This window comes from Stutzerimonas sp. C6.4V (assembly GCF_058536345.1).
In genome coordinates, this window is sequence record NZ_JBZUBM010000002.1 from 283,701 (window position 1) to 310,471 (window position 26,771).

Below are 26,771 nucleotides of genomic sequence, written 5' to 3' on the forward strand. Positions count from 1 at the left end.
CTTTATTTCAGACCTTGGCCAGAGAACATCATGACCTTGTCGCCTGCGAACTGAATGCTGATAAAGCGGTTCTTCTGGCCCCAGGTGCAGCTCGACATACCCAGCGCGCCAGCGCATTCGCCTGGCTTGCCCAGGAGCTTCTCAACCTCGGCGCGGGGCATCCCGGCCTGCAGCTTGGCGAAATTTTCCTGTGTTACGGGGCTGCACGCAGCCAACAGTACGACAACGACAATCAGTGACAAGTGGCGCAACGACATGGCGGTTCCTTTGATGATCGGCAGCTGGCCTTGCTTGGCCGTGCCTTGCAGATAAGGTGTTAGGAAGCGAGCCTCTGGCGAAGGTTCCGTGGCGTGGTCAGAAGCGCGAGCCGGGTTCGGCAAGAAAGGCGCGCTCGGCCTCACTGGAGGTCCGTCCCAGCATCTCGTTGCGGTGGGGAAACCGACCGAAACGGGCGATAACCTGCCGATGGCGCTCAGCAAAGTCGAGGAAACCGGCAAAAAGCTTCTGTTCGTCCACTTCGGCGATGCCGTGGAGCTGCTCGAATTGCTGGACAGCCTGATCCTGAACGCTGAGATTTTCGGCATGTTCCAGCACCAGATAGATGAATACCCGCTGGATCGGCGCAAGCAGGACGTCGCCGCCATGAGCCATGCCATCCCGCACCAAATGGATGGCTCGCTCGTCGCCAGCGAACGCCTTCGGTGTGCCGCGATAGATCATGCGCGGAAGCTGATCGAGCAGAAGGACCAGTGCGAGCCAGCCGTGCGGTGACTCGGCCCAATCGTCCAATTCACCTGCCAGTGCACGCTCGGTGAGATCACCGAAGCGTTCACGGGCTTCGGCATCCTGTTCGGGCTTATAGCCGAACCAGAGGCCGCCTTTTGTACCAGCTATTTCATTCGCGGTGGCTCCCCCGCCAAACCACCAGTTCAGCAATTCCTGCGGCGGGGAGGTCACCCGGTCAGCCCTGGTGGTAGCCAGTGACGCGCTCGACTTCTTCCTTGGAGCCCAGGAATACCGGCACGCGCTGGTGCAGCGACTCGGGCTGGACGTCGAGGATGCGCTGGGTACCGGTGGTTGCTGCACCACCGGCCTGCTCGATGATGAAGGACATCGGATTGGCTTCATACATCAGCCGCAACTTGCCGGCCTTGCCTGGTTCGCGGGAATCCCTGGGGTACATGAACATACCGCCACGAGTCAGGATGCGGTGCACATCAGCAACCATCGAGGCGATCCAGCGCATGTTGTAATTCTTGTTCAGCGGGCCTTCGTTGCCGGCCAGTAGCTCGCTGACGTAGCGCTGCACCGGTGCTTCCCAGTGGCGCTGGTTGGACATGTTGATGGCAAATTCGGCGGTGCTTTCCGGAACACGAATGTTCTCGTGGGTCAGTACGAAGCTGCCCAGCTCGCGGTCGAGCGTGAAGCCCATGACACCGTTGCCCAGCGTCAGCATTAGCATGGTCTGTGGGCCGTAAATCGCGTAACCCGCCGCGACCTGCTTGGTGCCGGGCTGGAGGAAGGCTTCTTCGCCGAGCGCGTCGTTCTGACTGAAGCACTCACCCGGGCAGCGCAGTACAGAGAAGATGGTGCCGACCGATACGTTGACGTCGATGTTGCTGGAGCCGTCCAGCGGGTCGAAGACCAGCAGGTAGGCGCCTTTCGGATACTTGCCAGGAATCTGGTAGGCATTGTCCATTTCTTCGGACGCCATACCGGCCAGGTGACCGCCCCACTCGTTGGCTTCGAGCAGGATCTCGTTGGAAAGGACGTCGAGTTTCTTCTGAACTTCGCCCTGGATGTTCTCGGTCTCGGTTGCACCGAGGACTCCGCCCAACGCGCCTTTGGAGACGGCGTGGCTGATTTCCTTGCACGCTCGAGCCACTACTTCGATAAGGAAGCGCAGATCTGCAGGAGTGTTGTTGCTGCGGGTCTGCTCGATCAGGTAGCGACTCAGGGTTACGCGTGACATGGAATGGCTCCGGAGGGATGGATAAGCCCGCGCAGTTTAGCAGGCCAGGGGGAAACTAACCCTCCCTCAGACCTGTCGACAGCCTGCAGAGTTCAGCGAAGCGGCAAAGTGCCTCCTTGCCGCTGAAGCATTGACCCCATTGTTAGTGAGCGGAAGCGGCTCAGGCCTGATCCCACCGGCCGGAGCGCCGCTCCCGTCCTTTCACTCAAAGCACTTTCCAGATCTCCTCAGCGTATTCGCGGATGGTTCGGTCCGACGAGAACCAGCCAGTGCGTGCGGTGTTAAGGACCGCCGAGCGCCACCAGCTGTCGGCATCGCGCCAGCGCGCCTCTACTTCCAGCTGGGCCTGCCAGTAGGCCTCGAAGTCGGCACAAACCATGAATGTATCGTGCCACTTCAGACCGTCGATCAAAGCGGTATAGCGGCCCGGATCATCGGCGGAAAACGCACCGTTACGGATCGCCATCAGCACCTCGTTGAGGCGCGGCGAACCGATGATAGTGGCCTCGGCGTTGTACTCGTTGGCCTGCTTGCGTGCCTCGACCTCTTGCGCCGTCATTCCAAAGATGAACATGTGCTCAGCGCCGATCTGCTCGCACATCTCGACATTGGCGCCGTCCAGCGTACCGATGGTCAGCGCGCCGTTGAGGGCGAATTTCATGTTGCTGGTACCCGACGCCTCGAGGCCGGCAGTGGAGATCTGCTCGGACAAGTCGGCCGCCGGAATGATGCGTTCGGCCAGGCTGACGTTGTAGTTGGGCAGGAACACCACCTTCAGCAAGCCGCGCACCGTCGGGTCGTCGTTGATGGTCCGGGCAATATCGTTGGTCAATTTGATGATCAGCTTGGCCGTGTGATAACTGGCTGCTGCCTTGCCGGCAAAGATCTTGACCCGCGGTACCCAGTTGCCGCCCGGATCGGAACGAATCGCCTGGTACAGCGCTACGGTGTGCAGCAAATTGAGCAGCTGGCGTTTGTATTCATGGATGCGCTTGACGTGCACATCGAACAGCGCATTCGGGTCGACGGTTATGCCGAGCCGATCCTGAATCATGCGCGCCAGCAATTGTTTGTTGGCCAGTCGCTGCGAGGCGAAGTGAGCGCGAAAGTCCGGCTGCTCGGCGTAGGGCTCCAGCTGGCGCAGCAAGGTTTCAGGTGCGTCCAGCAACTCCTCGCCGACGTTGTCCACCAACAGGCGGGTCAGCTGCGGGTTGGCCTGATACAGCCAGCGGCGGAAGGTGATGCCGTTGGTCTTGTTGCTGATGCGCTTGGGATACAGGGAATGCAGATCGGTAAACACCGTCTCGCGCATCAGCCCGGTGTGTAGTGCCGACACGCCGTTGACGCAATGCGACCCCAGGAACGCCAGGTTGCCCATGCGCACGCGGCGCCCATGCCCCTCTTCGATCAGCGAAACCGAGCGCAGCAGATCCAGATCGTGGACACCGCGCTCACGCAGCGCATCGAGGTGCTGCGCGTTGATCAGGTAGATGATCTGCATGTGGCGCGGCAGCAGGCGCTCCATCAGCCCCACGGGCCAGGTTTCCAGCGCTTCGGGCAGCAGCGTGTGGTTGGTGTAGGACAGGGTGCCGACCGTCAGCTCCCAGGCCTTGCGCCAGGGCACATCATGCACATCCACCAGCAAGCGCATCAGCTCCGCGACGGCAATCGCCGGGTGCGTGTCGTTGAGCTGGATCGCCGCGAACTCGGGCAGGTTCATCAAGGTGCCGCGCTGATCGAGATGGCGGCGCAGCAAATCCTGCAACGATGCGGCGACAAAGAAATATTCCTGGCGCAGGCGCAGTTCCTGCCCCGCTTCGGTGCTATCGGCCGGATACAGGACCCGCGAGATACTCTCTGCCCTCGCCTCCTCGGCGACCGCACCGATGTGGTCACCGGCGTTGAAACGTTCCAGATGGAAGTCTGCTTCGGCACGGGCACGCCACAGGCGCAAGGTATTGACGCTCGCACCGCGCCATCCAACCACCGGCGTGTCGTAGGCAATCGCACGGACCCCTTCGGCCCAGTGCCAGAAATGCTTGGGCTGATCCTGCCCGGTACCATCGGACGGCATTGCCGACACGCTGCCGCCAAAGCCGATCAGGTAGCTGACCTCGGGACGCTCGAATTCCCACGGGTTGCCGAAATTCAGCCAGGTTTCAGTCTGCTCGTGTTGCCAGCCATCGACGATTGCCTGGCGGAACAGCCCGTGGTCGTAGCGGATACCGTAACCATGGGCGGCAACACCAAGGGTCGCCATGCTTTCCATGAAGCAGGCCGCGAGACGCCCGAGGCCACCGTTGCCCAGCGCTGCGTCCGGTTCGAGTACACGGATGCGCTCGAAATCGACATCGACACCTGCCAGCGCCTCGCGCGCCACATCGAGCAAGCCCAGGTTGCTCAGGCTGTCGGTGAGCAAACGGCCAATCAGAAACTCGAGCGAGAGGTAGTAGACCCGCTTCTTGCCTTCGCGGTAACCCTGCCGGGTACGGTCCATCCACTGGTCGATCATGCGGTCACGGGTAGCCAGCGCCACCGCCTCGAACCAGTCGTGATCGGAGGCGTGCTCAGGATCCTTGCCGATCGAATAGGTCAGCTTGCTGATTACGTTTTCACGAAAAGCCGCGACCTCGTCGGCATTGGGAACAGTCGTTTCTTGCGTCATGGACAGACCTCGTGGAGCTGAGAGAAGAGGATTTGAGGGGGTTCATGGCGGCGCCGGGCCACCTGGCAAACGGCAATGTGGACAGGTTTACAGGTTTCGACTGGTTTTGCGTGACCGCCTGTCCGGCGTTCGACTCGTCGGATCTGCTGGAAATTCCACCCCGGATCGTTATGATCGCGCGCCGCCATTACCGATACCGCCCCGTGAAGACTCGAATAATCGCTTCAGCCGACCCCGACCGCCTGGAAACCTGGGCGCGCTACAGCAACGGCCTATGCCGAGATTGCCAGGCGACCTGTTGCACGCTGCCGGTCGAGGTGCGTATCGATGATCTGATTCGCCTTGAGTTAGTCGACGCCTTCGAGCGTGACGAGCCGCCGAGAAACATCGCCAGGCGCCTGAGCAAAGCCGGCATCGTCGAGCACTTCAACCAGAAACATGGAATTTTCACCCTGACGCGCCTGGCCAACGGCGACTGCCTGTACCTCGATCGCAAGACCCGCTTGTGCACCGTTTATGCCAAGCGGCCGGATACCTGCCGCAACCATCCGCATGTCGGCCCGAGGCCGGGCCACTGCGCCTACCGGCAAAAGGTCGCGGTCCGCTGAGGCAAGCTGCCTTCCCCGAATCGCCTGCGCAGACGGCTGAAAAGCGCGTCTGAAACTGGCAATATCGTGACTCAGCAGTCATGCTTGACGTCTGCCTGTATCCGCAAACGTTTTAGGAATCCACCCGGCATGAGCCGCGATAGCCGCTACCTCGAAGCCATCCTGCACCACGACATCCCACTGACCCGGGCCATGGGCCTGCGGGTCGAGCATTGGGAAAACCATGAGCTGCGCCTGAAGGTCCCGCTACAAGCAAACATCAACCACAAGAGCAGCATGTTTGGTGGCAGCCTGTACTGCGCCTCGGTGCTGGCGGGATGGGGATGGCTGCACCTGCGCCTGCGCGAGGCGGGGATCGAGGACGGTCACATCGTTATCCAGGAAGGCCAGATCGACTATCCACTACCGGTGGTGGATGACGCGACCGCGATCTGCTCGGCACCTGACGACAACGCCTGGGATCGATTCGAGACAATCTACCGTCGACGCGGCCGTTCGCGCCTGACCCTGCACAGTCGCATCCTCGCAGCCGATGGTCGCGACGCCGTGCGCTTCACCGGGCAGTTCGTGCTGCACCAGTAAACGCGAGCGACTTCTTCAGCCGGACGAGGTGTACCGAAGCGGCGACAGCTTCGCAACCCCATCCGGTATCCGCTTACACGTAGCGAGACTTCGGCGTCGCCATCGGCAACGGACCCTCGCCTATCAGGCGGAACTCGCCTTTCGCCGCATCGTAGGCGCGGATCTCGCTGGTGCCGATGTTGTATACCCAACCGTGAATGAACAATTGACCGCTGGCCAGCCGCGCCGCAACAGACGGATGCGTGCGCAAGTGATCGAGCTGCGCCAGCACGTTTTCCTCGGTCAGCACGCCCAACGTGTTGTGGTCGGCGCAGCCGCAGTTTTCCTCGACAACGGTGCGGGCCACCTCGGCATGGCGCAGCCAACTTCTCACGGTTGGCATCCCGCTCAGACTGGCCGGGTTCAGCACCGCTTTCATCGCGCCACAATCGGAATGGCCACAGACGATGATGTGATGCACGCCGAGCGCCATCACCGCGAACTCGATGGCCGTTGACACACCGCCGTTCATGATCCCGTAAGGCGGCACGATATTACCGACGTTACGCGTGACGAACAGGTCGCCTGGTGAACTCTGGGTGATCAGTTCCGGCAGGATGCGCGAGTCCGCGCAGGTGATGAACATGGCGCGGGGTGTCTGCTCGTGGGCCAGCTTGTTGAACAGCTCTCGCTGCTGTGGGTAGACCTCTTCGCGAAACTGCACGACCCCGGCAATCAGATTGTCGAGGGCCTCCTGCGCTGTTTCGCTCGTCTTGTCTTCGAGACTCATGACAGGTGTTCCTGATGGTTGAATGAATTCGACGCTGCGCGTCGCCTGTTCGATACCACGACCGATGGCGCCACTGCCTCAGTTTCGGCGCCGCCATGCCATCAGCGAATCGGTGACCAGACGCTGACCCTGGAGCGCCGGCCCCCTCCTCAGGCTAGACCTCAGAACTTGCCCGGCCGCAGCACCTGCACGTCGGCGAGGTAGCAGACCATGGCGAAGTTGTCGTAGTAGTGCATCTGCAGGTGCTCGGCGATGCGCTCGGCCAGTTCACGGTTGCAGATGATCTCCAGGCGGATATTGCCATCCGTGTCCCAACCGGCGCTGCGCACGCCCCGGCTGCCACGTCCGCGCGCCTCCGAGAGTGTCCAGCCGGGGGCGCCAAGGTGGTCGAGATCGGCTACCAGCTTCTTTTCCAGCGCTGCTTCGCAGATCACGGTGAGCAGGGTTCGGGTCGCGATGGTCATGTCTATAGCCCCCAGGCGATCAGGGTTTCGGCCAGCGCCAGATACAGCGGGATGCCGACCAGGATATTGAAGGGAAAGGTGATTCCCAGGGACGCCGTCAACGACAGCGAAGGGTTGGCCTCAGGTAGCGCCAGGCGCATTGCCGCGGGCACCGCGATGTAGGAGGCACTGGCTGCCAGAGTCGCGAGCATTGCCGTACCGCCAAGCGACAGGCCCATCAGCCGCGCCAGCACCGCACCAATCAACGCACCGATCAAGGGCATGCCCAGGCCGAACACCGCCAGACGCAGCCCATAGCGGCGCAGCGAGCCCAGCTGGCCGGACGCGATCAGCCCCATCTCCAGCAGGAACAGCGCGAGCACCGGCTTGAACATGCTGGTATAGAAGGGCTCGAGCGGTTTGATGCCTTCTTTGCCGGCAATCGCCCCGATAATCAGCCCGCCCAGCAGCAGCATGATGCTCTTGCCCAGGAAGATCTCGCGGCCCAGCTCCCGCCAGTGCGTGTCGCGGGTGATGCCCTTGGCCAGGATGATACCGACAAGGATGGCAGGGATTTCCAGGATCGCCACGAACAAGGGCATATAGCTTTCAAAGGCGATCTTGTTGGCAAGCAGAAAAGCCACCACGACGGCAAAGGTGCCGGCGCTCACCGACCCATAGTGCGCCGCGACGCTGGCCGAATCGATCCGCGAGAACCCGAGCATACGCAGCAGCGGAAAGGCCAGCAGCGGCAACGTACAACCCAGCAGAAGCACCAGTGCCGACTGGCCGAGCAGCGCCGCACTGGCCTGCTCTGCAAGCTCGACACCACCGTGCAGCCCTATGGCCAGCAACAGCAGGATGGACAGCGTGTCATAGAGTGCAGGCGGCAGCTTGAGCTCGCTTTTAACCAGCCCGGCAAACAGGCCGAACAGGAAGAACAGCACTACTGGGTCAAGCCCCATCGATATCTCCCGAATCGTCAATCATCAATCCGCATGGCGCGGGCAAAAAAAGGGAGCCTTGCGGCTCCCTCGAGGGGCGTCTGCTCAGGTCCCGATTTCAATCAGGACGTCGCCCGGCGTCACGCGGTCACCCTTGCCAACATGAACGGCCTTTACCGTGCCGGCAATCGGCGCCTGGATCTCGGTCTCCATTTTCATCGCCTCGCTGATCAATACCGGCTGCCCGGCCTTGACCACATCGCCTTCCTTGACCAGCACTTCGACCACGTTGCCCGGCATGCTGGTGCTGACGTCGCCCGGCCCGCTTACCTGTTTGCGCTGGCCGCCTCCGCTGCCGCCGACGAAATTGTTCAGCGGCTCGAACACCACCTCTTCGGGCATGCCGTCGATGGAGAGGAAGAAGTGCCGCTTGCCCTCGCCCTTGACTCCGACGCCGGTGATGTCGACGCGGTAGGTCTCGCCGTGCACATCGATGACGAACTCGGTCGGCACGCCCTCCCCGCCCGCCGCGGTCGCGGCGCTGCCGTCGGGGATCGGCAGCAATGTTTCAGGCACCAACGTACCGGCCTCGCGTTCCTCGAGAAATTTGCGACCAATTTCCGGGAACATGGCGTAGGTCAGCACATCCTCTTCGGACTTGGCCAGCGCACCGATTTCCCTGCGCAGCTTGTCCAGCTCGGGCTTGATCAGATCGGCCGGACGCACCTCGATGATTTCTTCGCCGCCGATGGCCTGACGCTGCAGCTTGGCGTCTATGGTGCCCGGCGCCTTGCCGTACCCGCCCTGCAGGTAGAGCTTCACCTCGTTTGTGATGGTCTTGTAGCGCTCGCCGGCGAGCACGTTGAAAAACGCCTGGGTACCGACGATCTGCGAAGTCGGCGTGACCAGCGGCGGGTAGCCCAGGTCCTTGCGCACACGAGGGATCTCGGCCAGCACCTCGTCCATGCGATTGAGCGCGCCCTGCTCCTTGAGCTGGTTGGCGAGGTTGGAAATCATCCCGCCCGGCACCTGATTGACCTGCACGCGGGTGTCGACGCCGGTGAAGTCGCTCTCGAACTGGTGATACTTCTTGCGCACCGCATAGAAGTACAGGCCGATTTCCTGGATCAGCTCCAGATCGAGCCCGGTGTCATAGGGCGTGCCGCGCAGGGCGGCGACCATGGATTCGGTGCCCGGATGACTGGTGCCCCAGGCCATTGAGGAAATGGCGGTATCGATGTGATCGGCGCCGTTCTCGATGGCCTTGAGCTGGCACATGCTTGCGACGCCGGCGGTGTCGTGGGAATGAATGAACACCGGCAGATCGATCTCGGCCTTCAATGCGCGCACCAGATCGCCTGTGGCGAACGGGGTCAGCAGACCGGCCATGTCCTTGATGGCGATGGAATCGACGCCCATGTCGCGCATCGCCCGCCCCTGCTCGACGAACAACTCCACGGTGTGCACCGGGCTGGTGGTGTAGGCGATGGTGCCCTGGGCGTGCTTGCCGGTCTTCTTGACCGCGCGGATGGCGGTCTCCAGGTTCCGGACGTCATTCATTGCATCGAAGATGCGAAACACGTCGATGCCGTTCTCCGCCGCCTTGGCGCAGAAGGCCTCGACCACATCGTCGGCGTAATGGCGATAGCCCAGCAGGTTCTGCCCACGCAACAGCATCTGCAGGCGGGTGTTGGGCAGCGCGGCCTTGAGTTGACGCAGGCGCTCCCAGGGGTCTTCCTTGAGGAAGCGCACGCAGGCGTCGAAGGTCGCGCCGCCCCAGACCTCGAGGGACCAATAGCCGACGCGGTCGAGCTTCTCGCAGATCGGCAGCATATCCTCGGTGCGCATGCGGGTGGCCAGCAGCGACTGATGGGCGTCACGCAGGATGGTGTCGGTTACCGTGATTTTCTTTGTGTTCATGTTTTTTTCTCCTCGCTGGAGGCTAGAGGCTGAAGGCTGGACGAGAAGCGAGACCGTCGTTCAGCCTCTAGCTTTCCAGCCTCGAGCGGCTTGTCTTTAAAGTCCCGCATGAGCCGCGATGGCCGCGGCGATGGCCAGGGCCAGCTCGCCCGGCTTGCGTTTGATCGAGTAGTTCAGCAATTCCGGGTGGTTGTCGACGAAGCTGGTATTGAACTGCCCGCTGCGGAAATCCGGATTGGCGAGAATCTGCTGGTAATAGGTGGCGGTGGTTTTCACGCCCTGCACGCGCATGTCGTCCAGCGCACGCGAACCGCGGGCCAGCGCCTCTTCCCAGGTCAGCGCCCAGACGATCAGCTTCAGGCACATGGAGTCGTAGTACGGCGGAATGGTGTAGCCGGTATAGATAGCCGTATCGGTGCGCACGCCGGGGCCGCCGGGGGCGTAGTAGCGGGTGATCTTGCCGAAGCAGGGCAGGAAGTTGTTGCGCGGCTCTTCGGCGTTGATGCGGAACTGCAAGGCAAAGCCGCGATACTGGATATCTTCCTGCTTGACCGAGAGCGGCAAGCCAGAGGCAATGCGGATCTGCTCGCGGACGATGTCGATGCCGGTGATTTCCTCGGTGATGGTGTGCTCCACCTGCACGCGGGTGTTCATTTCCATGAAGTACACCTCACCCTCGGCGAGCAGGAACTCCACGGTGCCGGCGTTCTCGTAGCCCACCGCCTTGGCCGCACGTACCGCCAGGTCGCCTATATAGGCGCGCTGTTCCGGGGTCAGCTGAGGGCTCGGGGCGATCTCGATGAGCTTCTGGTTACGGCGCTGGATCGAGCAGTCGCGCTCGAACAGGTGAACGGTGTTGCCGAACGAGTCGGCGAGGATCTGTGCCTCGATGTGCTTGGGCTCGACGATGCACTTCTCGAGGAACACATCGGCCGAGCCGAACGCCTTGGTTGCCTCGGAGATGACCCGCGGATAGGCCTGAGCCAGTTCATCACGCGAGTTGCAGCGGCGAATACCACGGCCGCCACCGCCGGACGTCGCCTTGAGCATCACCGGGTAACCGATGCGCTCGGCCTCGGACAAGGCTTCCTCGACATCGGCCACGTTGCCTTCGGTCCCCGGCGTGACCGGTACGCCGGCCTTGATCATGCTGCGCCGCGCCTCGGTCTTGTCGCCCATACGACGGATGACTTCCGCGCTGGGGCCAACGAAACGAATGCCGCGCTCGGCGCAGATTTCCGCCAGCTCGGCGTTCTCGGAGAGGAAACCATAGCCGGGATGCAAGGCATCACAGCCGGTCTCCACGGCCAGGTTCACCAGCTTGCGCGGGTTCAGGTAACCGGCCAGTGGGTCGTCGCCAATGAAATGGGCCTCGTCGGCACGCTTGACGTGCAACGCATGGCGGTCGGGCTCGGCAAACACCGCCACCGAGCGTACGCCCATTTCGGCACAGGCCCGCACGATGCGGACGGCGATTTCACCGCGGTTGGCGATCAGCAGCTTCTTGATCACGCTTCATTCCCTCGGTCGATGAGCAGAAGGCCGCCTGGAGGGGCCATGTAACGCCAGCACACTGTGCAGGCCGGTAAACCCTACGCCTGCCGGCATGATTACTGAAAATGAATAATTATTTGATCTTGGATAAGGGATTACTTATAGATATGCGCTGGCCAGCGTCTGTCATAGCTCCAAGATGTTGGCGGGAACCCATAAACAGCGGATACAGCCAAGAGCGGCAGAAGCAATGCGAAAAAGCATGATGCGGATTACCCTGCGCCAGTTGCAGGTGTTCCGGGCCGTATGTGAAAGCCGATCCTACAGCCGTGCGGCAGAGGAAATGGCGCTGACCCAGCCAGCAGTGAGCCTGCAGATCCGGCAGCTGGAGGAGCTGATCGGCCAGCCGCTGTTCGAGTATCTGGGCAAGAAACTCTACCTGACCCCTGCGGCCGAAGCGCTGCAGCGTGCCAGCACCGACATCTTTGGACGCCTCGACAGCCTGGACATGCAACTGTCCGACATGCAGGGCTCGCTACAGGGTCAGCTGAATCTGGCTGTCGAGTCGAGCGCCAAATACATCACACCGCACCTGTTCGCGGCCTTCAAACGCAAGCATCCCGAGGTCAACCTGGAGCTGGTCGTGGTCAACCATGCGCAGGCGGTCAAGCGCCTGTCGATCAGCCGCGACGACCTGCTGATCATTTCGCAGGTGCCGACCGACATGGACCTGGAGTTCATGCCTTTCCTGAACAACCCGATAGTGGCGGTCGCACCGGCTGACCATCCCCTGAGCAAGGCAGCCGCCCTGACCTTGCAGGACCTGACGGCCTACCCAATGCTGGTTCGGGAACCCGGCTCGGGTACGCGCAAGGCGGGCGAAGACTATCTGCGCCAGAAGCGTGCTCATTTCGCCCAGACGATCCAGGTGGCCTCACTGGACGCACTGCGTGAAAGCGTCATAGCAGGGCTCGGCGTGGCCCTGATGCCACGCCATGCCGTGCACCTGGAGCTGGCTCACGGCTTGCTGCGGGAGCTGCCGGTTCAGGAGCTGCCGCTATATCGCAGCTGGTGCGTGGTGCATCCGCGAGGCAAGCGGCTGAGCCCGGTGGCCCAGGCGTTCTTCACCTTCATTCGCGAAGAACGCGCTCAGATCATTGCGCTGGCTGCGCGCTTTGACGGCGCACCGGCAAACCCTCGAGCAACGGGCTAACCATCATCAGGTCGGGAAACTCCATAAGCTGAGCATGCAACTGACGCTGCTCGTCGTAGCTTTCGATGGCGCGGCGGAAACGCATGCGGCGCTCGTCCTGCTGCTTGCGGCGGGCGCGGGCATCGAGATTGACGTAGGTTTCGCGGGGCTGGGACATGCGCGGTCTCCGGAACGGGTGTCGGGAGAGCCCAGCATCAGAGCCCTGGGTGACGCTATGAGGTCAGAGAGATGACCGAGCGATGAAAGCCGCTCCAATGGTCATCAGGCAACGGTCAGTCGTCATGTGTCTTCACTGACTTGGGCGACAGGCGCAGGCTGCGGAGGCTGCGCTTTACGCTCTTGAGATGGTTGACCAGGCTCGGTCCGCGCGCCATGGCCACGCCCATGGCCAGTACGTCGATGACGACGAGGTGAGCGATACGCGAGGTCAGCGGCGTGTAGATCTCGGTGTCTTCCTGCACGTCGATGGCCAGGTTGATGGTGGCGAGCTCCGCCAGCGGGGTCTGGCTTGGGCACAGCGTGATCAGCGTGGCGCCTGATTCGCGAACCACATTGGCGGTGATCAACAGATCCTTGGATCGGCCGGACTGCGAGATGCAGATCGCCACGTCGGTGGGCTTCAGCGTGACAGCCGACATCGCCTGCATGTGCGGATCGGAATAGGCCGCAGCGCTGAGCAGCAGACGGAAGAACTTGTGCTGCGCATCGGTGGCCACCGCGCCGGAGGCACCGAAGCCATAGAATTCCACGCGCTCGGCCACTGCCATGGCGGCGACGGCACGCTCCAGCGCATCGGAATCCAGGCGCTCACGCACTTCCATCAGGGTATGCAGCGTCGTGTCGAAGATTTTCAGCGCGAAATCGGTGACCGAATCGTTCTCGCTGATGGCGAACTGGCCGAAGCTGGCCCCGGCGGCGAGACTCTGTGCCAGCTTCAGTTTCAGATCCTGGAAACCCAGGCAGCCAATGGCACGGCAGAAGCGCACTATGGTCGGCTCGCTGACCCCCACCACATGAGCCAGGTCGGCCATCGAACTGTGCATCACGGCAGCTGGATCAAGAAGCACATGGTCGGCCACCTTGAGCTCCGACTTGCGTAACGAACTTCTCGACTGGGCGATGTGTTGCAGCAGGTTCACGTGACGGACTCGCTATGATCAAAACCTGGCAAGAATGGTCGAACGCAGCGGGTGCGCTCGCATCCGTCAAGCCGGCTGGGTTGTAGTGGGCTTGTAGTTATACTACAAGCCTCGCAGTATCGCCCACCTATCGAGTCTGTCCATTTCCAAGGAGTGACGCTGTGTCCATTTCCTGCGACATGCTGGTATTCGGCGGTACCGGCGATCTGGCGCTACACAAACTCATCCCTGCGCTCTATCACCTGCACCGTGAAAAACGGCTACACGATGATGTCCGTATCCTCGCGATCGCTCGCCAGGACATCGATCGCAATGCCTACCTGGCCCTTGCCGAACGTCATACGCGTGCCGCCGTGGCGCGCACCGATTTCGAGCCCATGGTCTGGCAGGCGTTCAGCCAGCGACTCGATTATTTCGCCATGGACGCCTCCCAGCGCGGTGAATTCGTCCGCCTGGCGCATCATCTTGGCCAGGCCGACGGCCGGGTACGGGTGTATTACCTGGCCACCGCGCCCAGCCTGTTCGAACCCATCGCGTCCAACCTCGAAAGCGCAGGGCTCGCTGGCGAAGACGCTCGCATCGTGCTGGAAAAGCCCATCGGCCATTCGCTGGATTCGGCGCTCGATATCAACGAGGCGATCGGCACGGTATTCCCTGAATCGCGCATCTACCGGATCGATCACTACCTGGGCAAGGAAACCGTGCAGAACCTCATGGCGCTGCGCTTTGCCAACGCTCTGTTCGAACCCATCTGGCGCGCCGGCCAGATAGATCACGTGCAGATCACCGTGGCCGAAACGCTGGGCGTCGAAGAACGCGGCAGTTACTACGACCACGCCGGCGCCATGCGCGACATGCTGCAGAACCACCTGCTACAGCTGCTGTGCCTGGTGGCGATGGAAGCGCCGGTGCGTTTCGATGCCAAGTCCATACGCGGCGAGAAGGTCAAGATTCTCGAAGCACTCAAACCCATCACCGGCAACGATGTCCTGGACAAGACGGTTCGCGGCCAGTACGTCGCAGGGCAGATCGGTGGCCAGGATGTGCAGGCCTACTACTTCGAAACGGACGTCGATAACGACAGCGACACCGAGACCTTCGTCGCAGTCAAAGCCGAGATCGACAACTGGCGCTGGGCTGGCGTGCCCTTCTACCTCCGCACCGGCAAACGCATGGCGCGGAAGCGTTCGGAAATCATCATCACCTTCAAGCAGGTGCCGCACATGCTGTTTACCAAAGGTGAGGTCAATCGCCTGGTGATTCGCCTGCAGCCCGAGGAGAGCATCAGCCTGCAGCTCATGGCCAAGGCACCGGGCAAGGGCATGCAGCTGGAACCCGTCGAGCTGGATCTGAACCTGGCCAAGGCGTTCAGCAGCACCCGCCGCTGGGAGGCCTACGAGCGGCTGTTGCTGGACGTAATCGAAGGCGACTCGACGCTGTTCATGCGCCGCGACGAGGTAGAAGCGGCCTGGAACTGGGTCGACCCGATCCTGCGCGGCTGGCAGAGTCATTACCGGAAACCCAGGCCTTATCCAGCCGGAACCGATGGCCCTGAGCAAGCACACCAACTCATTGAGCACCAGGGTCGGCAATGGTGGCGCTGAGCCAGTCGACGCAACCATTTGCCAGTCTCGCAAGATCGCTTCCAGCCCCGAACTAGAGCGGCTCGATACAACTTGCAGCAACTAACCCGCCGGGCGCCTGGCAACTAGCGGGTGAACTTTCCAGCATCGCCTGATCGTGCTGCTGACAAAAAAAATTAATCAATATGGATTGAGTCGCCATCTTCGCCACGTTGGTCGCTGATATCGCTGCGAGAAGTTGGCGATGGAACTCGCTAGTTATCATCCATCGATGACGGCCTGATTCATCGCCAACTTCTGTCAGTTGTGCCTACGCCAACTCGCAGGTTATCAACAGCTGAAATGGCCTCGCCAAAAAATCGCCAAAGCCCCGTCTGGCAAGGCTTGCAGACAGGCCCTGCCGTCACCGACACAGTCTGTGATCGCGTCGCAATCCGGTCGCTCGATATCCCATACATCTACGCTCGAACCGGCGTGTATATCCAGCTCTATATACCCGCCAGATCAGGAGCGATGACGGGGTATTTCGTGATAGTTCAACTTTCGCGATAAACGGCGAACTTCGGAGATATCAGCGGCGAATCACCGGCCATGATCGGCGACTTGGGTTGAGATTAATTTTTTGATGTGTTTATTCTAGAAAAGGATTTCAATCAGCAACCCAAAGGTCTTGTTTTGAGTGTTCCTACCGTAACGCTCCGTCGCCCAACCGACGGCGACGGTTATCCCCTCCATGAGCTGGTAGCGCGCTGCCAACCTCTGGACACCAATTCGGCGTACTGCAACCTCCTGCAATGCTCCGATTTCGCCGACACCTCCATTGCTGCGGTCAACGCAGACGGTCAATTGGTCGGCTTCATTTCCGGTTATTGCCCACCCGCCCGCCCGGACACGCTGTTCGTCTGGCAGGTCGCGGTCGACTCGTCGATGCGCGGTCAGGGTCTGGCTCTGCGCATGCTGATGGCCCTGATCGCACGGGTCGCCAGGGAACAGGGCGTCAGCAATCTGGAAACCACCATCTCGCCGGACAACGGTGCGTCCCAGGCGCTGTTCAAGAAGGCCTTCGCCAAGCTTGGCGTCGACTACAGCACCCGCACCCTGTTCTCCCGCGCCGAACATTTCGCCGGCAAGCACGAAGACGAAGTGCTCTACCGCGCCGGCCCGTTCGCCGCACCCCATTCAGAAGAAGAACTAGAGGAAAACGCATGAAAACTTTCGAACTGCACGAATCTGGCGTTCGCAGCTACTGCCGCTCCTTCCCAGTGGTCTTCAAGCAGGCCCGTGGCGCTGAACTTGTCACCCGCGAAGGCAAGTCCTACATCGACTTCCTGGCCGGTGCCGGTACGCTGAACTACGGCCACAACCATCCCGTGCTCAAGCAGGCGCTGCTCGATTACATCGCCGCCGACGGAATCACCCATGGCCTGGACATGTATTCCGAAGCGAAGGAGACCTTTCTCTCCACCTTCGACCGGCTGATCCTCAAGCCGCGCAACATGGACTACGTGATGCAGTTCACCGGCCCGACCGGCACCAACGCGGTCGAGGCCGCGCTGAAGCTGGCGCGCAAGGTGACTGGCCGCAACAACATCATCAGCTTCACCAACGGCTTCCACGGCTGCAGCATCGGCGCACTCGCTGCAACCGGTAACAAGCACCACCGTGGCGCTGCCGGCGTCCCGCTGACCGACGTCAGCCGCATGCCCTACGCCAATTATTTCGGCGACAAGGTCAACACCATCGCGATGATGGACAAGCTGTTGACCGACCCATCCAGCGGCATCGACAAGCCGGCTGCAGTGATTGTCGAAGTGGTCCAGGGTGAAGGTGGTCTGAACGCCGCATCCGCCGAGTGGGTTCGCAAGCTCGAGAAGCTCTGCCGCAAGCACGAGATGCTGCTGATCATCGACGACATCCAGGCCGGTTGCGGCCGCACCGGCACCTTCTTCAGCTTCGAAGAGATGGGCATCAAGCCGGACATGATCACCCTGTCCAAATCGCTGTCGGGCTACGGCCTGCCGTTTGCCATGGTGCTGCTGCGCAAGGAGCTGGACCAGTGGAAGCCGGGCGAGCACAACGGCACCTTCCGCGGCAACAACCATGCGTTCGTCACGGCTGCCGCTGCCATCGAGCACTTCTGGAAGGACGACGAGTTCGCCAACAGCGTCATGGCCAAGGGCAAGCGCATTGCCGACGGCATGAACAAGATCGTCCGCCGCTATGGCCCGGATTCGCTGTTCGTCAAAGGCCGCGGCATGATGATCGGCATCAGCTGCCCGGACGGCGACACCGCCGCCGCCATCTGCCGCCATGCATTCGACAACGGCCTGGTCGTCGAAACCAGCGGCGCCCATAGCGAAGTGGTCAAGTGTCTCTGCCCGCTGATCATCAGCGAAGAGCAGATCGACAAGGCCATGAGCATTCTGGACAAGGCGTTCGCCGCCGTGATGTCCGATCAGGCCGCCACCCAGGCCTCTTAAGGAGAATCAGATGATCGTACGTACCCTGGCTGAATGCGAGCAGTCCAACCGCAAGATCAAGACCGATACCTGGGACAGCACCCGGATGCTGCTCAAGGACGACAAGATGGGCTTCTCGTTCCACATCACTACCATCTACGCCAACACCGAGACGCACATCCACTACCAGAACCATCTGGAGTCGGTGTACTGCATGAGCGGCAACGGTGAGATCGAGACCATCGCAGACGGCAAGATCTACAAGATCGAAGCCGGCACGCTCTATATCCTCGACAAGCACGACGAGCATCTGCTGCGCGGCGGCACCGAGGATATGAAGATGGCCTGCGTCTTCAACCCGCCGCTCAACGGCAAGGAAGTACACGACGAAAGCGGTGTCTATCCACTCGAGGCGGAAGCCGTCGAGTAACGCCGCCACCGCAACGGCGGGTTGCACCCGCCTTACGGCTGCGTGGAAGCAGGCGGGTGCGACCCGCCAAGCGCAGCCGGCAATACCCCTCAGTCATCAGGAGGAATGCATGAGCACCCCGCAAGCCGACCTGTACCCTTCGCGCCAGCACGACGAACCCAGCTGGCAGGAGCGTCTGGACCCGGTTGTCTACCGCAGTGACCTGGCCGACGCCCCGATCGCACCAGACCTGATCGAACAGTTCGAGCGTGACGGTTACATGGTCGTCCCCAATCTGTTCAGCGCCGAGGAAGTCGCGGTATTCCGAGAAGAGCTCGAGCGCATGCGCCAGGATCCGGCCGTCGCCGAGTCCGGCAAGACCATCAAGGAACCCGACAGCGGTGCGATCCGCTCGGTGTTCGCCATCCACAAGGACAACGAGCTGTTCGCCCGGATTGCTGCCGATGAAAGGATTGCCGGGATCGCCCGGTTCATTCTTGGTGGTGACCTCTATGTGCATCAGTCACGGATGAACTTCAAACCCGGTTTTACCGGCAAGGAGTTCTACTGGCACTCTGACTTCGAGACCTGGCACGTCGAAGACGGCCTGCCGCGCATGCGCACCCTGAGCTGCTCGATCCTGCTGACCGACAACGAACCGCACAACGGTCCGCTGATGCTGGTGCCCGGATCACACCGGCACTACATCCGCTGCGTCGGCCAGACACCGGAGAATCATTACGAGCAGTCCTTGCGCAAGCAGGAGCTCGGCGTGCCGGATCATGACAGCCTTACCCGCCTTGCAGACCGCTATGGCATCGATACTGCTACCGGTCCGGCGGGCAGCGTGGTGTTCTTCGACTGCAACACCATGCATGGCTCGAACAGCAACATCACGCCCAGCGCGCGCAGCAATCTGTTCTATGTCTACAACCATGTGGATAATGCCGCGCAGGCCCCGTTCTGCGGCCTCTCGCCACGCCCGGCTTTCGTTGCCGAGCGCGAGAATTTCGAGCCGCTGCAGATCCGGCCACAACAGTATCTCTGACTTATGTAAATCAGGCCCAGACAACGGGCCTGATCTTTGTTGGCGGCCTAACGGCGGCCCAGGGATGACAATTCACCCCAAGACGGGACGTTGAATCGATGCATACCGTAGAAAAAATCGGCGGCACATCCATGAGCCGCTTTGAAGAACTGCTGGACAACATCTTTATCGGCGGACGCGAAGGAGACGAGCTGTATCAGCGCGTCTTCGTCGTATCGGCCTACAGCGGCATGACCAACCTGCTGCTGGAGCACAAGAAAACCGGCGAGCCCGGCGTCTATCAGCGCTTCGCCGACGCCCGCAACGAAGGCGCCTGGCTGGACGCGCTGGAAACCGTCCGCGCGCGCATGGTCGAAAAGAACGCCGAGCTGTTCGCCGACTTCGAGCTGCGCGCCGCCAACCAGTTCATCAACTCGCGCATCGATGATGCCCGCGAGTGCATGAGCAGCCTGCAGCGCCTGTGCGCCTACGGCCACTTCCAGCTCGACGAGCACCTGATGAAGGTCCGCGAGATGCTTGCCTCCCTCGGGGAGGCGCACAGCGCCTTCAACTCGGTACTGGCGCTCAAGCATCGCGGCGTCAACGCGCGCATGGTCGACCTGACCGGCTGGCATCGTGATGCACCGCTGCCCTTCGAGGAGATGGTTCGCCACAGCTTCGCCGAGGTGGACCTCGCCAGCGAGCTGGTCGTCGCCACCGGCTATACCCACTGCAGCGAAGGCCTGATGAACACCTTCGACCGCGGCTACAGCGAGATCACCTTTGCCCAGATCGCCGCTGCGACCGGGGCGCGCGAGGCAATCATCCACAAGGAATTCCATCTCTCCAGCGCCGATCCGAATCTCGTCGGTGCCGACAAGGTCGTCACCATTGGTCGCACCAACTATGACGTGGCGGATCAGCTGTCGAACCTGGGCATGGAAGCGATCCACCCGCGTGCTGCCAAGACCCTGCGCCGCGCCGGCATCGAGCTACGCATCAAGAATGCCTTCGAGCCCGACCATGCCGGTACCCTCATCAGCCAGGACTACAGGAGCGAGCGGCCCTGCGTCGAGATCATCGCCGGGCGCAAGGACGTCTTCGGTATCGAGGTGTTCGATCAGGACATGCTCGGCGACATCGGCTACGACATCGAGATCAGCAAGCTGCTAAAGCAACTGAAGCTGTACGTGGTGAACAAGGATTCGGACGCCAACAGCATCACCTACTATGCTTCCGGCTCGCGCAAGTTGATCAACCGCGCCGCGCGGCTGATCGAGGAGAAATATCCGGCTGCGGAAGTTACCGTGCACAACGTCGCCATCGTCTCGGCGATCGGCTCGGACCTCAAGGTCAAGGGCATCCTCGCCAAGACCGTGGCGGCCCTGGCCGGTGCCGGCATCAGCATCCAGGCGGTGCACCAGTCGATCCGCCAGGTCGAGATGCAGTGTGTCGTCAACGAGGAAGACTACGATGATGCGATCGCTGCGCTGCACCGCGCCTTGATCGAGCCGGAAAATCACGGTGACGTGATCGCTGCGGCATAAAGGCCAGGCTCATCGCCAAACCGAACCGCCGGGCCAGGCGCTAGCCAGGCCCGGCGGTTTGCTGTCCGCTCTCGGCCACCGCATCCGGCATCTTCCGCCTGCGGTACCAGGTCGCGAAAAACACCAGCGCCAGCAGCAACTCGGCCAGGTCGCCGCCGTAGTACATCATCTGGGCCGCAGCTTCGATCTCCGCGATACCATGCCCGGCGTTGCGGGGAAATCCGTAGGCATACATCAGCTTGCCAAGCACCGCGTGAGCGGCTACCGCGACAAACAGCACCACTAAGCGCACGCGCAGGCCGGGCCTGTGTGGCGCGGGATCTGGCCCGGCAATCGACCAGCAGAACAGGTAGCCAGCCAATACGAAATGCAGGTGTAACCACAGGTGCAGCAGGGGTTCGCTGAAGCTCAGCTGGTACAGCGGAGTCAGATAGAGCAGATATAGCGCACCGACATCCAGCAACAGTGCGGTAGCGGGATGGCTCAGGCAGCGCAGCGGCATGCTACCCGCCACATGGGTAATGCGCCGCGCAGCGCTCACCGGCACGTTGCGCAGCAGCAGAGTACCCGGCGCTCCGAGCATCAGCGCGATGGGTGCGAACATTCCGAGCAACAGATGCTGCGCCATGTGCCCACGCAGGTCCGCATGCCCCCATTCAACCATGGGCGGTGAGAAGGCCAGTACTACAAGTCCACAGCCCAGAGTGAAGCTCACCAGCCGCCAGCAGCGCCAGATTTTCCGCTGCCGGCGTTGCCGCCGTACACCCAGCGCATAGACAAACCAGAGGCTGAGCGTCAGCAGGGCAAAGACAAAGGTCCCAGCCAGCGTCAGCAGATGCGCATCATGACTCACCGCTACGCGCCCCGCTGTGGGCTCTGCCGGCCGCAACGGCTCGCCGCCAGACGAAGAAACCGGCCGCCAGCAACAGCAGGCCGGCCCCGTTCCAGGCCAGGTCATAGAGCCACAGATTGTCGACGTAACGCACCTGATGCAGTCGCAGCACCTTGTGATCGACGATCCCATCGAACAACTGAAAGGCACCGGCGCCAGTCAACAACCCGGCCCAGGCATACCCGTGCGACACCGCTCGATGACGACTCAACCGCACGAACAGGTAAAAGCCGGCCGCCAGCATCAGCAACTCCGCCGAATGCAACAGCCCATCGGAGAGCAGCGAGATGGCGAGGGTGGAGCGGTCGAAGAAATGGTGCCAGGCGAGTACCTGATGGAAAACGATCTCGTCGACCGCAGCCATCAGGCCGATCCCGAGAAAAACGGTCGCGGTCAGACTGCCTCTGGCATCGACGGGATTGGCGCTCACGACGGCCTCCGTAGGATTGCGGGTCGGCTCATCTCGAAATTCGCTGCATTCTCGTCAAGCCCTGTAAGGAATGACTTGAACCCGCCGGAGGAGTTCGTCGCTGACTTGACCGGACGGGGCGAAAAGCAGCGGAGGACTCAGTAGAATCCGCACACTTTTTGTTGGTATACAGAGCCACCCCGCCATGACCCACACCGAATTGCTGTCGCCCGCCGGCACCCTCAAATCCATGCGCTATGCCTTTGCCTACGGCGCCGATGCCGTCTACGCCGGGCAGCCGCGCTACAGCCTGCGCGTGCGCAACAACGAATTCGACCACGCCAACCTCAAGCTCGGCATCGACGAGGCCCATGCCCAGGGCAAGCAGTTCTACGTGGTAGTCAACATTGCCCCGCACAACGCCAAGCTGCGCACCTTCATCAGGGATCTGGAGCCGGTGGTGGCGATGGGACCGGATGCGCTGATCATGTCAGACCCGGGCCTGATCATGCTGGTGCGCCAGCATTTCCCCGAGATGACCATCCACCTATCGGTGCAGGCCAACGCAGTGAACTGGGCCAGCGTCGAGTTCTGGCGCCAGCAGGGCCTCACCCGCGCCATCCTTTCCCGCGAGCTGTCGCTGGAAGAGATCGGCGAAATCCGCGAGAAGGTGCCTGGCATGGAGCTGGAAGTATTTGTCCACGGCGCGCTGTGCATGGCCTATTCCGGCCGCTGCCTGCTCTCGGGCTATATCAACAGGCGTGATCCGAATCAGGGCTCCTGTACCAACGCCTGTCGCTGGGAATACAAGGCGCACGAAGGCAAGGAAGACGAACTCGGCAACATCGTGCAGCAGTACCAGCCGATCCCGGTCCAGCAGGTCAGCCATGGGATTCAACCAACCCTGGGCGCCGGCGCTCCCACCGATCAGGTGTTCCTGCTCGAAGACAGCAGCCGTCCCGGCGAGATGATGGAAGCCTTCGAGGACGAGCACGGCACCTACATCATGAATTCGAAGGACCTGCGCGCCGTGCAGCATGTCGAGCGGCTGGTGCAGATGGGTGTGCACTCGCTGAAGATCGAGGGCCGCACCAAGTCCCACTACTACGTGGCGCGCACCGCGCAGGTCTACCGCAAGGCCATCGATGACGCCGTGGCGGGCCGGCCCTTCGACCGCTCACTGATGGACACCCTCGAATCCCTGGCCCACCGCGGCTACACCGAGGGCTTCCTGCGTCGCCACGTGCATGACGAATACCAGAACTACGAACGCGGCTTCTCCCTCTCCGATCGCCAGCAGTTCGTTGGCGAACTGACCGGCGAACGGCGCAACGGGCTGGCCGAGGTCGTCGTCAAGAACCGCTTCGCCGTGGGCGACCGCCTGGAACTGATGACGCCACAGGGCAACCTGAACTTCACCCTCGAGCATCTACAGAAGAGGAACGGCGAACGCACCGACACCGCCCCCGGCGACGGCCACATCCTCTATCTCCCGGTGCCAGAAGACGTGGACCTCAGATACGCACTGGTCATGCGCGAACTGGACGGCAGCACCACGCGCGGTTGACCGGACGGCGCCCCGCATCGCACGGGCCTGAGAGATTCGGCCTTATTGCATTTCTAATGCCGCTGCGGTGCGCCGAATCGTTGGCCGTATGAATTCGTCCTACAAAAAGCCGCCGGGGGAGCCGGCAAAGCTCCCAATGAGTCCTAGCTTCCAGCTTCCAGCTTCCAGCTGCTTTAGCTTCCAACTGCTTTATCCTCCAACTGCCCGCCCCTACCCCAACAACCTCACGAACTCGTCCGCCGGCACGGGTCGGCTGATCAGGTATCCCTGCATTTCGTCACAGCCGTGGGCCTTGAGGAAATCCGCCTGCGCCTGGGTCTCGACGCCTTCGGCAACAACCTGCAATTCCAGGCTGTGCACCATGGCGATGATCGCGCGGACGATGGCCGAATCTTCGCCAACCTGATCGAGCTCGGATATGAATGATCGATCGATCTTCACGTAGTCCACCGGGAAGCGCTTGAGGTAGCTGAGCGAGGAATAGCCAGTACCGAAGTCATCGATGGCCAGTTTCACTCCAAGCTCTCGCAGCTGGCGGCTGATGGTGATGGCGTTATCGATGTCGTCCAGCAGCTGGCTCTCGGTCAGCTCCAGCTCCAGTCGATCGGCAGGCAGCCCGGTTTCCTTCAAAACCTGGCGCACCAGGCTGACGAAATTCCCCTGGCGCAGTTGCTTGACCGAAAGGTTTACCGATACCCGGATCTCTGCCAGCCCATCGAGCTGCCACTGGCGCGCCTGCCGGCAGGCCTGACGCAGAACGAATTCACCCAGCGGAATGATCAGCCCGGTTTCCTCGGCCAAGGGAATAAAGAAGCCCGGCGCGATCAGGCCTTTTTGCGGATGACGCCAGCGCACCAGAGCCTCGGCCGCATCCACGGTATCGTCCGCCACGTTCAACCGCGGCTGGTAGAAAACCTCCAGCTGGCCTTCATCGAGCGCACGGCGCAGCTGGTTTTCCAGCTTGAGGTTTTCCAGGCTCGATGCCTGCAAACGCTCGGTGAAGAACTGCAGAGTGTTGCCACCCAGATGCTTGGCGTGCTGCATGGCCATGTTCGCCTGCAACAGCAAGGCGCTCGCCTCGCGGGTGTTATCGGGCAGCAGGCTGGCGCCGATGGACGCGGTGACCACCAGTTCCTGATCACCGATCTGGATGGGCTTGCTGATGCGCGACAGCAGGCGGCTGCCACTGTGGGCCAGACTGGCCAGGCTGCCATACCCTTCGAGCACCACCGCAAACTCGTCACCGGACAGGCGCGCAATGGTGTCGGCGTCCGACAAGCTCTGTGACAGACGGCGCGAGAGCTCGCGCAGCAGCTGATCAGCCGCTTCGTGCCCCAGGCTTTCGTTGAGCACCTTGAAACGATCCAGATCGATGTAGAGCACTGCCAGACCGCGATTGCTGTTGCGGCATCGCTCGCAGGCACTATGCAGGCGCTCCTTGAGCAGTGTGCGGTTGGCCAGCCCGGTGAGTTCGTCGAAATGGGTGAGATAGCGAAGACGCTCCTCGACCTGCCGCCTCACGCTGAGATCGGAAACAAACGCCACCACGTTGCTGACGTTGCCCTGGATGTCCCGCACCACCTGCATCTGCGCCCACTGCGGGTAGACCTCGCCGTTCTTGCGCGTCTCGACCAGCTCGCCTTGCCAGCTGCCATGCTGCGCCAGGCTGTCGCGGATCGCCGCGTACTGCTGGCGGCTATCCTCGGAGCTCGCCAGCAGGGCGACACTCCGCCCGATCAGTTCGTCGCGGGTAAATCCGGACAGGACGCAACAGGCCTCGTTCACCGCCAGCAGGCGAAACTCGGGGTCCATGATTGCCATGCCCTCGCTTGCCGCTTCGAACACCGTGGCTGCCAGCCGCAGCTGCTCGGCCTGGCGGCGGCTTTCCTGGATGTTGCGGCGGGTACCGATCATGCGCTGCGCACGGCCTTCGGCATCTCGCTCGATGACCCGGCCGCGGTCTTCGATCCACACCGACTCGCCGTCAACCCGCATGGCCCGGTATTGCACGGCATAGCGCTCGGTGTTGCCCTTGAGATGATCAATCAGGACGTGACGAACGCGCGCGAGGTCATCTGCATGCACGTCGGGCCGTTGCTGTTCGGCAAGGCGCAACTGAGCCCCACCCGCCTTTCCGAAAATCACATCCATGCGCGAATGGTGGACCTCGTCGCTGACCAGGTCCCAGTCCCACATGCCCAGCTCGCTGGCTTCAAGCGCCAGGCTCAGCCGCGCTTCGCTCTCACCCAGTTCAGCAGCGGTCTTTTCCAGCTCGGCAGTGCGCTCGACAACCCGCTGCTCGAGCCCATCGTAGGCTTTGCGCAACTGGCTTTCGGCGTGACGGCGCTGCTCGATCTCGTGGGCGAGCTCGCCGTTCAATTGGCTGGCCTCGCTGCGCATGCGCTCCAGACGGGCGATCAGCAACAGGTTCTGCGAGCGCTGGTCGAGGCTGACTGTCACCAGCCGGTTGATCTGCCAGGCAATCATGCCAAGGGTAAGCAGCACGACGGTTGCCAGCAGGCCCCACCCCTGCAGCCGTGGCGCGCCGCTGCCGAGCAGCATCACCGCTGCAGGTAGCAGAGCAGGTATGGCAAAGACACCAAAGGCCCGCAGCGATACGCCAGCGGCCACGCCGCCCGCAACGATGGCCGAGGCGAGAGCACCCAGCAGCATGGTCTGCTGGAAGAACGGCCCGTCAACGGCCAGCTCGACGATGGCATAGCCAAGCGTTACCGCACTGGCAGCGCTGGCCAGCAGAAACGATCGAAGCCAGTGGGGTTGCTGCTGATCCTTGGCGCCGGCCTTGGTGAACGAGCGTGTCTGCTGCAGCCTCAGCAATGCCAGCAAAGCGTTCAGGCCCGACCAGAGCTGCACTTCCAGCGTCGGCTCCTCGCCCCAGAGCACGACGAGAAATACCAGGCTGGCCAGTATCATCAACAGCAGCGAAAGGCGCGATCCCTGGTAGAGCAGGCGTGTTCGCTCGCCCTGCTGGTCGACCTCAGCGCGGCTGAAGGCAGCGTGGTCCTCCACGGCCCTGGAGGCCTGTCGGGTGACTTGAGCGGATTCGATCATTGCCTTGTTCTTGTGATATGCGTCTGGAGCAGCATTGGACACTGCAGCACCTCCCGA

General features: G+C 61.9%; 24 protein-coding genes. 10 read left to right on the forward strand and 14 right to left on the reverse strand.

Annotated elements, in window-relative coordinates:
* Positions 1 to 2: 2 nt before the first annotated feature.
* The 4 genes from AC4LFW_RS17175 to AC4LFW_RS17190 form a co-directional block, all read right to left on the reverse strand.
* Positions 3 to 257, reverse strand: a complete 255-nt coding sequence (locus tag AC4LFW_RS17175) for a hypothetical protein (RefSeq protein WP_491820599.1) — start codon at positions 255 to 257, stop codon at positions 3 to 5.
* Positions 258 to 354: 97 nt separating this feature from the next.
* Positions 355 to 957 carry a DUF924 family protein gene (locus AC4LFW_RS17180; RefSeq protein WP_491820601.1) on the reverse strand — a complete coding sequence of 201 codons (603 nt, stop codon included), beginning with the start codon at positions 955 to 957 and terminating at the stop codon, positions 355 to 357.
* A 4-nt stretch (positions 958 to 961) separates the two neighbouring features.
* Positions 962 to 1,972 (reverse strand): class 1 fructose-bisphosphatase, encoded by a 1,011-nt coding sequence (locus tag AC4LFW_RS17185; protein WP_491820603.1) that lies wholly within the window; start codon positions 1,970 to 1,972, stop codon positions 962 to 964.
* Positions 1,973 to 2,177: 205 nt separating this feature from the next.
* Positions 2,178 to 4,637: a glycogen/starch/alpha-glucan phosphorylase gene (locus tag AC4LFW_RS17190; protein ID WP_491820605.1), complete on the reverse strand. Its 2,460-nt coding sequence runs from the start codon at positions 4,635 to 4,637 to the stop codon at positions 2,178 to 2,180.
* A gap of 203 nt (positions 4,638 to 4,840) precedes the next feature.
* On the opposite strand from AC4LFW_RS17190, the gene AC4LFW_RS17195 reads away from it, so the two are divergent.
* Both AC4LFW_RS17195 and AC4LFW_RS17200 read left to right on the forward strand, forming a co-directional pair.
* Positions 4,841 to 5,245, forward strand: coding sequence for a YkgJ family cysteine cluster protein (locus tag AC4LFW_RS17195; RefSeq protein WP_491822164.1), 405 nt, complete (start codon positions 4,841 to 4,843; stop codon positions 5,243 to 5,245).
* A gap of 129 nt (positions 5,246 to 5,374) precedes the next feature.
* Positions 5,375 to 5,827, forward strand: coding sequence for a thioesterase domain-containing protein (locus tag AC4LFW_RS17200; RefSeq protein ID WP_491820607.1), 453 nt, complete (start codon positions 5,375 to 5,377; stop codon positions 5,825 to 5,827).
* A gap of 73 nt (positions 5,828 to 5,900) precedes the next feature.
* On the opposite strand, the gene AC4LFW_RS17205 is transcribed toward AC4LFW_RS17200, so the two are convergent.
* From AC4LFW_RS17205 to AC4LFW_RS17225, 5 genes are all read right to left on the reverse strand, one after another.
* Complete coding sequence (locus tag AC4LFW_RS17205; RefSeq protein WP_491820609.1) at positions 5,901 to 6,596, reverse strand: carbonic anhydrase; 696 nt, start codon at positions 6,594 to 6,596, stop codon at positions 5,901 to 5,903.
* Positions 6,597 to 6,757: 161 nt separating this feature from the next.
* Complete coding sequence (locus tag AC4LFW_RS17210; RefSeq protein ID WP_491820611.1) at positions 6,758 to 7,060, reverse strand: P-II family nitrogen regulator; 303 nt, start codon at positions 7,058 to 7,060, stop codon at positions 6,758 to 6,760.
* A 2-nt stretch (positions 7,061 to 7,062) separates the two neighbouring features.
* Entirely contained in the window at positions 7,063 to 8,004 is a 942-nt protein-coding gene (locus tag AC4LFW_RS17215; protein WP_491820613.1) for a sodium-dependent bicarbonate transport family permease, read from the reverse strand.
* 84 nt (positions 8,005 to 8,088) lie between these two features.
* Entirely contained in the window at positions 8,089 to 9,903 is a 1,815-nt protein-coding gene (oadA, locus tag AC4LFW_RS17220) for a sodium-extruding oxaloacetate decarboxylase subunit alpha (RefSeq protein ID WP_491820615.1), read from the reverse strand.
* Positions 9,904 to 9,999: 96 nt separating this feature from the next.
* Positions 10,000 to 11,415, reverse strand: a complete 1,416-nt coding sequence (locus tag AC4LFW_RS17225; protein ID WP_491820617.1) for an acetyl-CoA carboxylase biotin carboxylase subunit — start codon at positions 11,413 to 11,415, stop codon at positions 10,000 to 10,002.
* Positions 11,416 to 11,647: 232 nt separating this feature from the next.
* Here AC4LFW_RS17225 and AC4LFW_RS17230 point away from each other — a divergent pair, with 232 nt between their 5' ends.
* Entirely contained in the window at positions 11,648 to 12,610 is a 963-nt protein-coding gene (locus AC4LFW_RS17230; RefSeq protein WP_491820619.1) for a LysR family transcriptional regulator, read from the forward strand.
* On the opposite strand, the gene AC4LFW_RS17235 is transcribed toward AC4LFW_RS17230, so the two are convergent.
* Together AC4LFW_RS17235 and hexR are read right to left on the reverse strand one after the other, a co-directional pair.
* Positions 12,552 to 12,767, reverse strand: a complete 216-nt coding sequence (locus tag AC4LFW_RS17235; protein WP_491820621.1) for a PA3496 family putative envelope integrity protein — start codon at positions 12,765 to 12,767, stop codon at positions 12,552 to 12,554. The genes AC4LFW_RS17230 and AC4LFW_RS17235 overlap by 59 nt on opposite strands.
* A 115-nt stretch (positions 12,768 to 12,882) precedes the next feature.
* Positions 12,883 to 13,749, reverse strand: a complete 867-nt coding sequence (gene hexR, locus AC4LFW_RS17240) for a transcriptional regulator HexR (protein ID WP_491820622.1) — start codon at positions 13,747 to 13,749, stop codon at positions 12,883 to 12,885.
* Positions 13,750 to 13,910: 161 nt separating this feature from the next.
* Between hexR and zwf the strand changes: the two genes are divergently transcribed.
* The 6 genes from zwf to AC4LFW_RS17270 all read left to right on the forward strand — a co-directional run bounded on the left by zwf (position 13,911) and on the right by AC4LFW_RS17270 (position 20,774).
* Positions 13,911 to 15,353 carry a glucose-6-phosphate dehydrogenase gene (gene zwf, locus AC4LFW_RS17245; RefSeq protein WP_491820623.1) on the forward strand — a complete coding sequence of 481 codons (1,443 nt, stop codon included), beginning with the start codon at positions 13,911 to 13,913 and terminating at the stop codon, positions 15,351 to 15,353.
* A gap of 654 nt (positions 15,354 to 16,007) precedes the next feature.
* Positions 16,008 to 16,541 (forward strand): diaminobutyrate acetyltransferase, encoded by a 534-nt coding sequence (gene ectA / locus AC4LFW_RS17250; RefSeq protein ID WP_491820625.1) that lies wholly within the window; start codon positions 16,008 to 16,010, stop codon positions 16,539 to 16,541.
* On the forward strand, positions 16,538 to 17,812 hold the full coding sequence (ectB, locus tag AC4LFW_RS17255; RefSeq protein WP_491820626.1) for a diaminobutyrate--2-oxoglutarate transaminase: 1,275 nt from the start codon (positions 16,538 to 16,540) through the stop codon (positions 17,810 to 17,812). The genes ectA and ectB overlap by 4 nt, the downstream gene beginning before the upstream one ends.
* Positions 17,813 to 17,822: 10 nt before the next feature.
* On the forward strand, positions 17,823 to 18,221 hold the full coding sequence (locus AC4LFW_RS17260) for an ectoine synthase (RefSeq protein ID WP_491820627.1): 399 nt from the start codon (positions 17,823 to 17,825) through the stop codon (positions 18,219 to 18,221).
* 109 nt (positions 18,222 to 18,330) lie between these two features.
* Positions 18,331 to 19,248 (forward strand): ectoine hydroxylase, encoded by a 918-nt coding sequence (gene thpD, locus AC4LFW_RS17265; RefSeq protein ID WP_491820629.1) that lies wholly within the window; start codon positions 18,331 to 18,333, stop codon positions 19,246 to 19,248.
* 98 nt (positions 19,249 to 19,346) lie between these two features.
* A complete protein-coding gene (locus tag AC4LFW_RS17270; RefSeq protein WP_491820631.1) occupies positions 19,347 to 20,774 on the forward strand; it encodes an aspartate kinase in 1,428 nt (475 codons plus the stop codon).
* Between the two features lie 40 nt (positions 20,775 to 20,814).
* Here the strand turns inward: AC4LFW_RS17270 and AC4LFW_RS17275 are convergent, their stop codons facing one another.
* Positions 20,815 to 21,627, reverse strand: coding sequence for a cytochrome c oxidase assembly protein (locus tag AC4LFW_RS17275; RefSeq protein WP_491820633.1), 813 nt, complete (start codon positions 21,625 to 21,627; stop codon positions 20,815 to 20,817).
* The gene (locus AC4LFW_RS17280) at positions 21,617 to 22,096 is read right to left on the reverse strand and encodes a DUF2243 domain-containing protein (RefSeq protein WP_491820635.1); all 480 of its coding nucleotides are present in this window, start codon (positions 22,094 to 22,096) and stop codon (positions 21,617 to 21,619) included. The genes AC4LFW_RS17275 and AC4LFW_RS17280 overlap by 11 nt, the downstream gene beginning before the upstream one ends.
* Positions 22,097 to 22,280: 184 nt before the next feature.
* On the opposite strand from AC4LFW_RS17280, the gene trhP reads away from it, so the two are divergent.
* Entirely contained in the window at positions 22,281 to 23,642 is a 1,362-nt protein-coding gene (gene trhP / locus AC4LFW_RS17285) for a prephenate-dependent tRNA uridine(34) hydroxylase TrhP (RefSeq protein ID WP_491820637.1), read from the forward strand.
* Positions 23,643 to 23,852: 210 nt separating this feature from the next.
* On the opposite strand, the gene AC4LFW_RS17290 is transcribed toward trhP, so the two are convergent.
* Entirely contained in the window at positions 23,853 to 26,714 is a 2,862-nt protein-coding gene (locus tag AC4LFW_RS17290; protein WP_491820639.1) for a putative bifunctional diguanylate cyclase/phosphodiesterase, read from the reverse strand.
* Between the last annotated feature and the right edge of the window lie 57 nt (positions 26,715 to 26,771).

What these genes read in the sequence shown, in the direction of transcription:
- AC4LFW_RS17175 (WP_491820599.1), bottom strand. Translation starts at nt 257, where the DNA reads ATGTCGTTGCGCCACTTGTCACTGATTGTCGTTGTCGTACTGTTGGCT.
- AC4LFW_RS17185 (WP_491820603.1), bottom strand. Translation starts at nt 1,972, where the DNA reads ATGTCACGCGTAACCCTGAGTCGCTACCTGATCGAGCAGACCCGCAGC.
- AC4LFW_RS17190 (WP_491820605.1), bottom strand. Translation starts at nt 4,637, where the DNA reads ATGACGCAAGAAACGACTGTTCCCAATGCCGACGAGGTCGCGGCTTTT.
- AC4LFW_RS17200 (WP_491820607.1), top strand. Translation starts at nt 5,375, where the DNA reads ATGAGCCGCGATAGCCGCTACCTCGAAGCCATCCTGCACCACGACATC.
- AC4LFW_RS17205 (WP_491820609.1), bottom strand. Translation starts at nt 6,596, where the DNA reads ATGAGTCTCGAAGACAAGACGAGCGAAACAGCGCAGGAGGCCCTCGAC.
- AC4LFW_RS17210 (WP_491820611.1), bottom strand. Translation starts at nt 7,060, where the DNA reads ATGACCATCGCGACCCGAACCCTGCTCACCGTGATCTGCGAAGCAGCG.
- AC4LFW_RS17215 (WP_491820613.1), bottom strand. Translation starts at nt 8,004, where the DNA reads ATGGGGCTTGACCCAGTAGTGCTGTTCTTCCTGTTCGGCCTGTTTGCC.
- oadA (WP_491820615.1), bottom strand. Translation starts at nt 9,903, where the DNA reads ATGAACACAAAGAAAATCACGGTAACCGACACCATCCTGCGTGACGCC.
- AC4LFW_RS17230 (WP_491820619.1), top strand. Translation starts at nt 11,648, where the DNA reads ATGCGAAAAAGCATGATGCGGATTACCCTGCGCCAGTTGCAGGTGTTC.
- AC4LFW_RS17235 (WP_491820621.1), bottom strand. Translation starts at nt 12,767, where the DNA reads ATGTCCCAGCCCCGCGAAACCTACGTCAATCTCGATGCCCGCGCCCGC.
- ectB (WP_491820626.1), top strand. Translation starts at nt 16,538, where the DNA reads ATGAAAACTTTCGAACTGCACGAATCTGGCGTTCGCAGCTACTGCCGC.
- AC4LFW_RS17260 (WP_491820627.1), top strand. Translation starts at nt 17,823, where the DNA reads ATGATCGTACGTACCCTGGCTGAATGCGAGCAGTCCAACCGCAAGATC.
- thpD (WP_491820629.1), top strand. Translation starts at nt 18,331, where the DNA reads ATGAGCACCCCGCAAGCCGACCTGTACCCTTCGCGCCAGCACGACGAA.
- AC4LFW_RS17270 (WP_491820631.1), top strand. Translation starts at nt 19,347, where the DNA reads ATGCATACCGTAGAAAAAATCGGCGGCACATCCATGAGCCGCTTTGAA.
- trhP (WP_491820637.1), top strand. Translation starts at nt 22,281, where the DNA reads ATGACCCACACCGAATTGCTGTCGCCCGCCGGCACCCTCAAATCCATG.
- AC4LFW_RS17290 (WP_491820639.1), bottom strand. Translation starts at nt 26,714, where the DNA reads ATGATCGAATCCGCTCAAGTCACCCGACAGGCCTCCAGGGCCGTGGAG.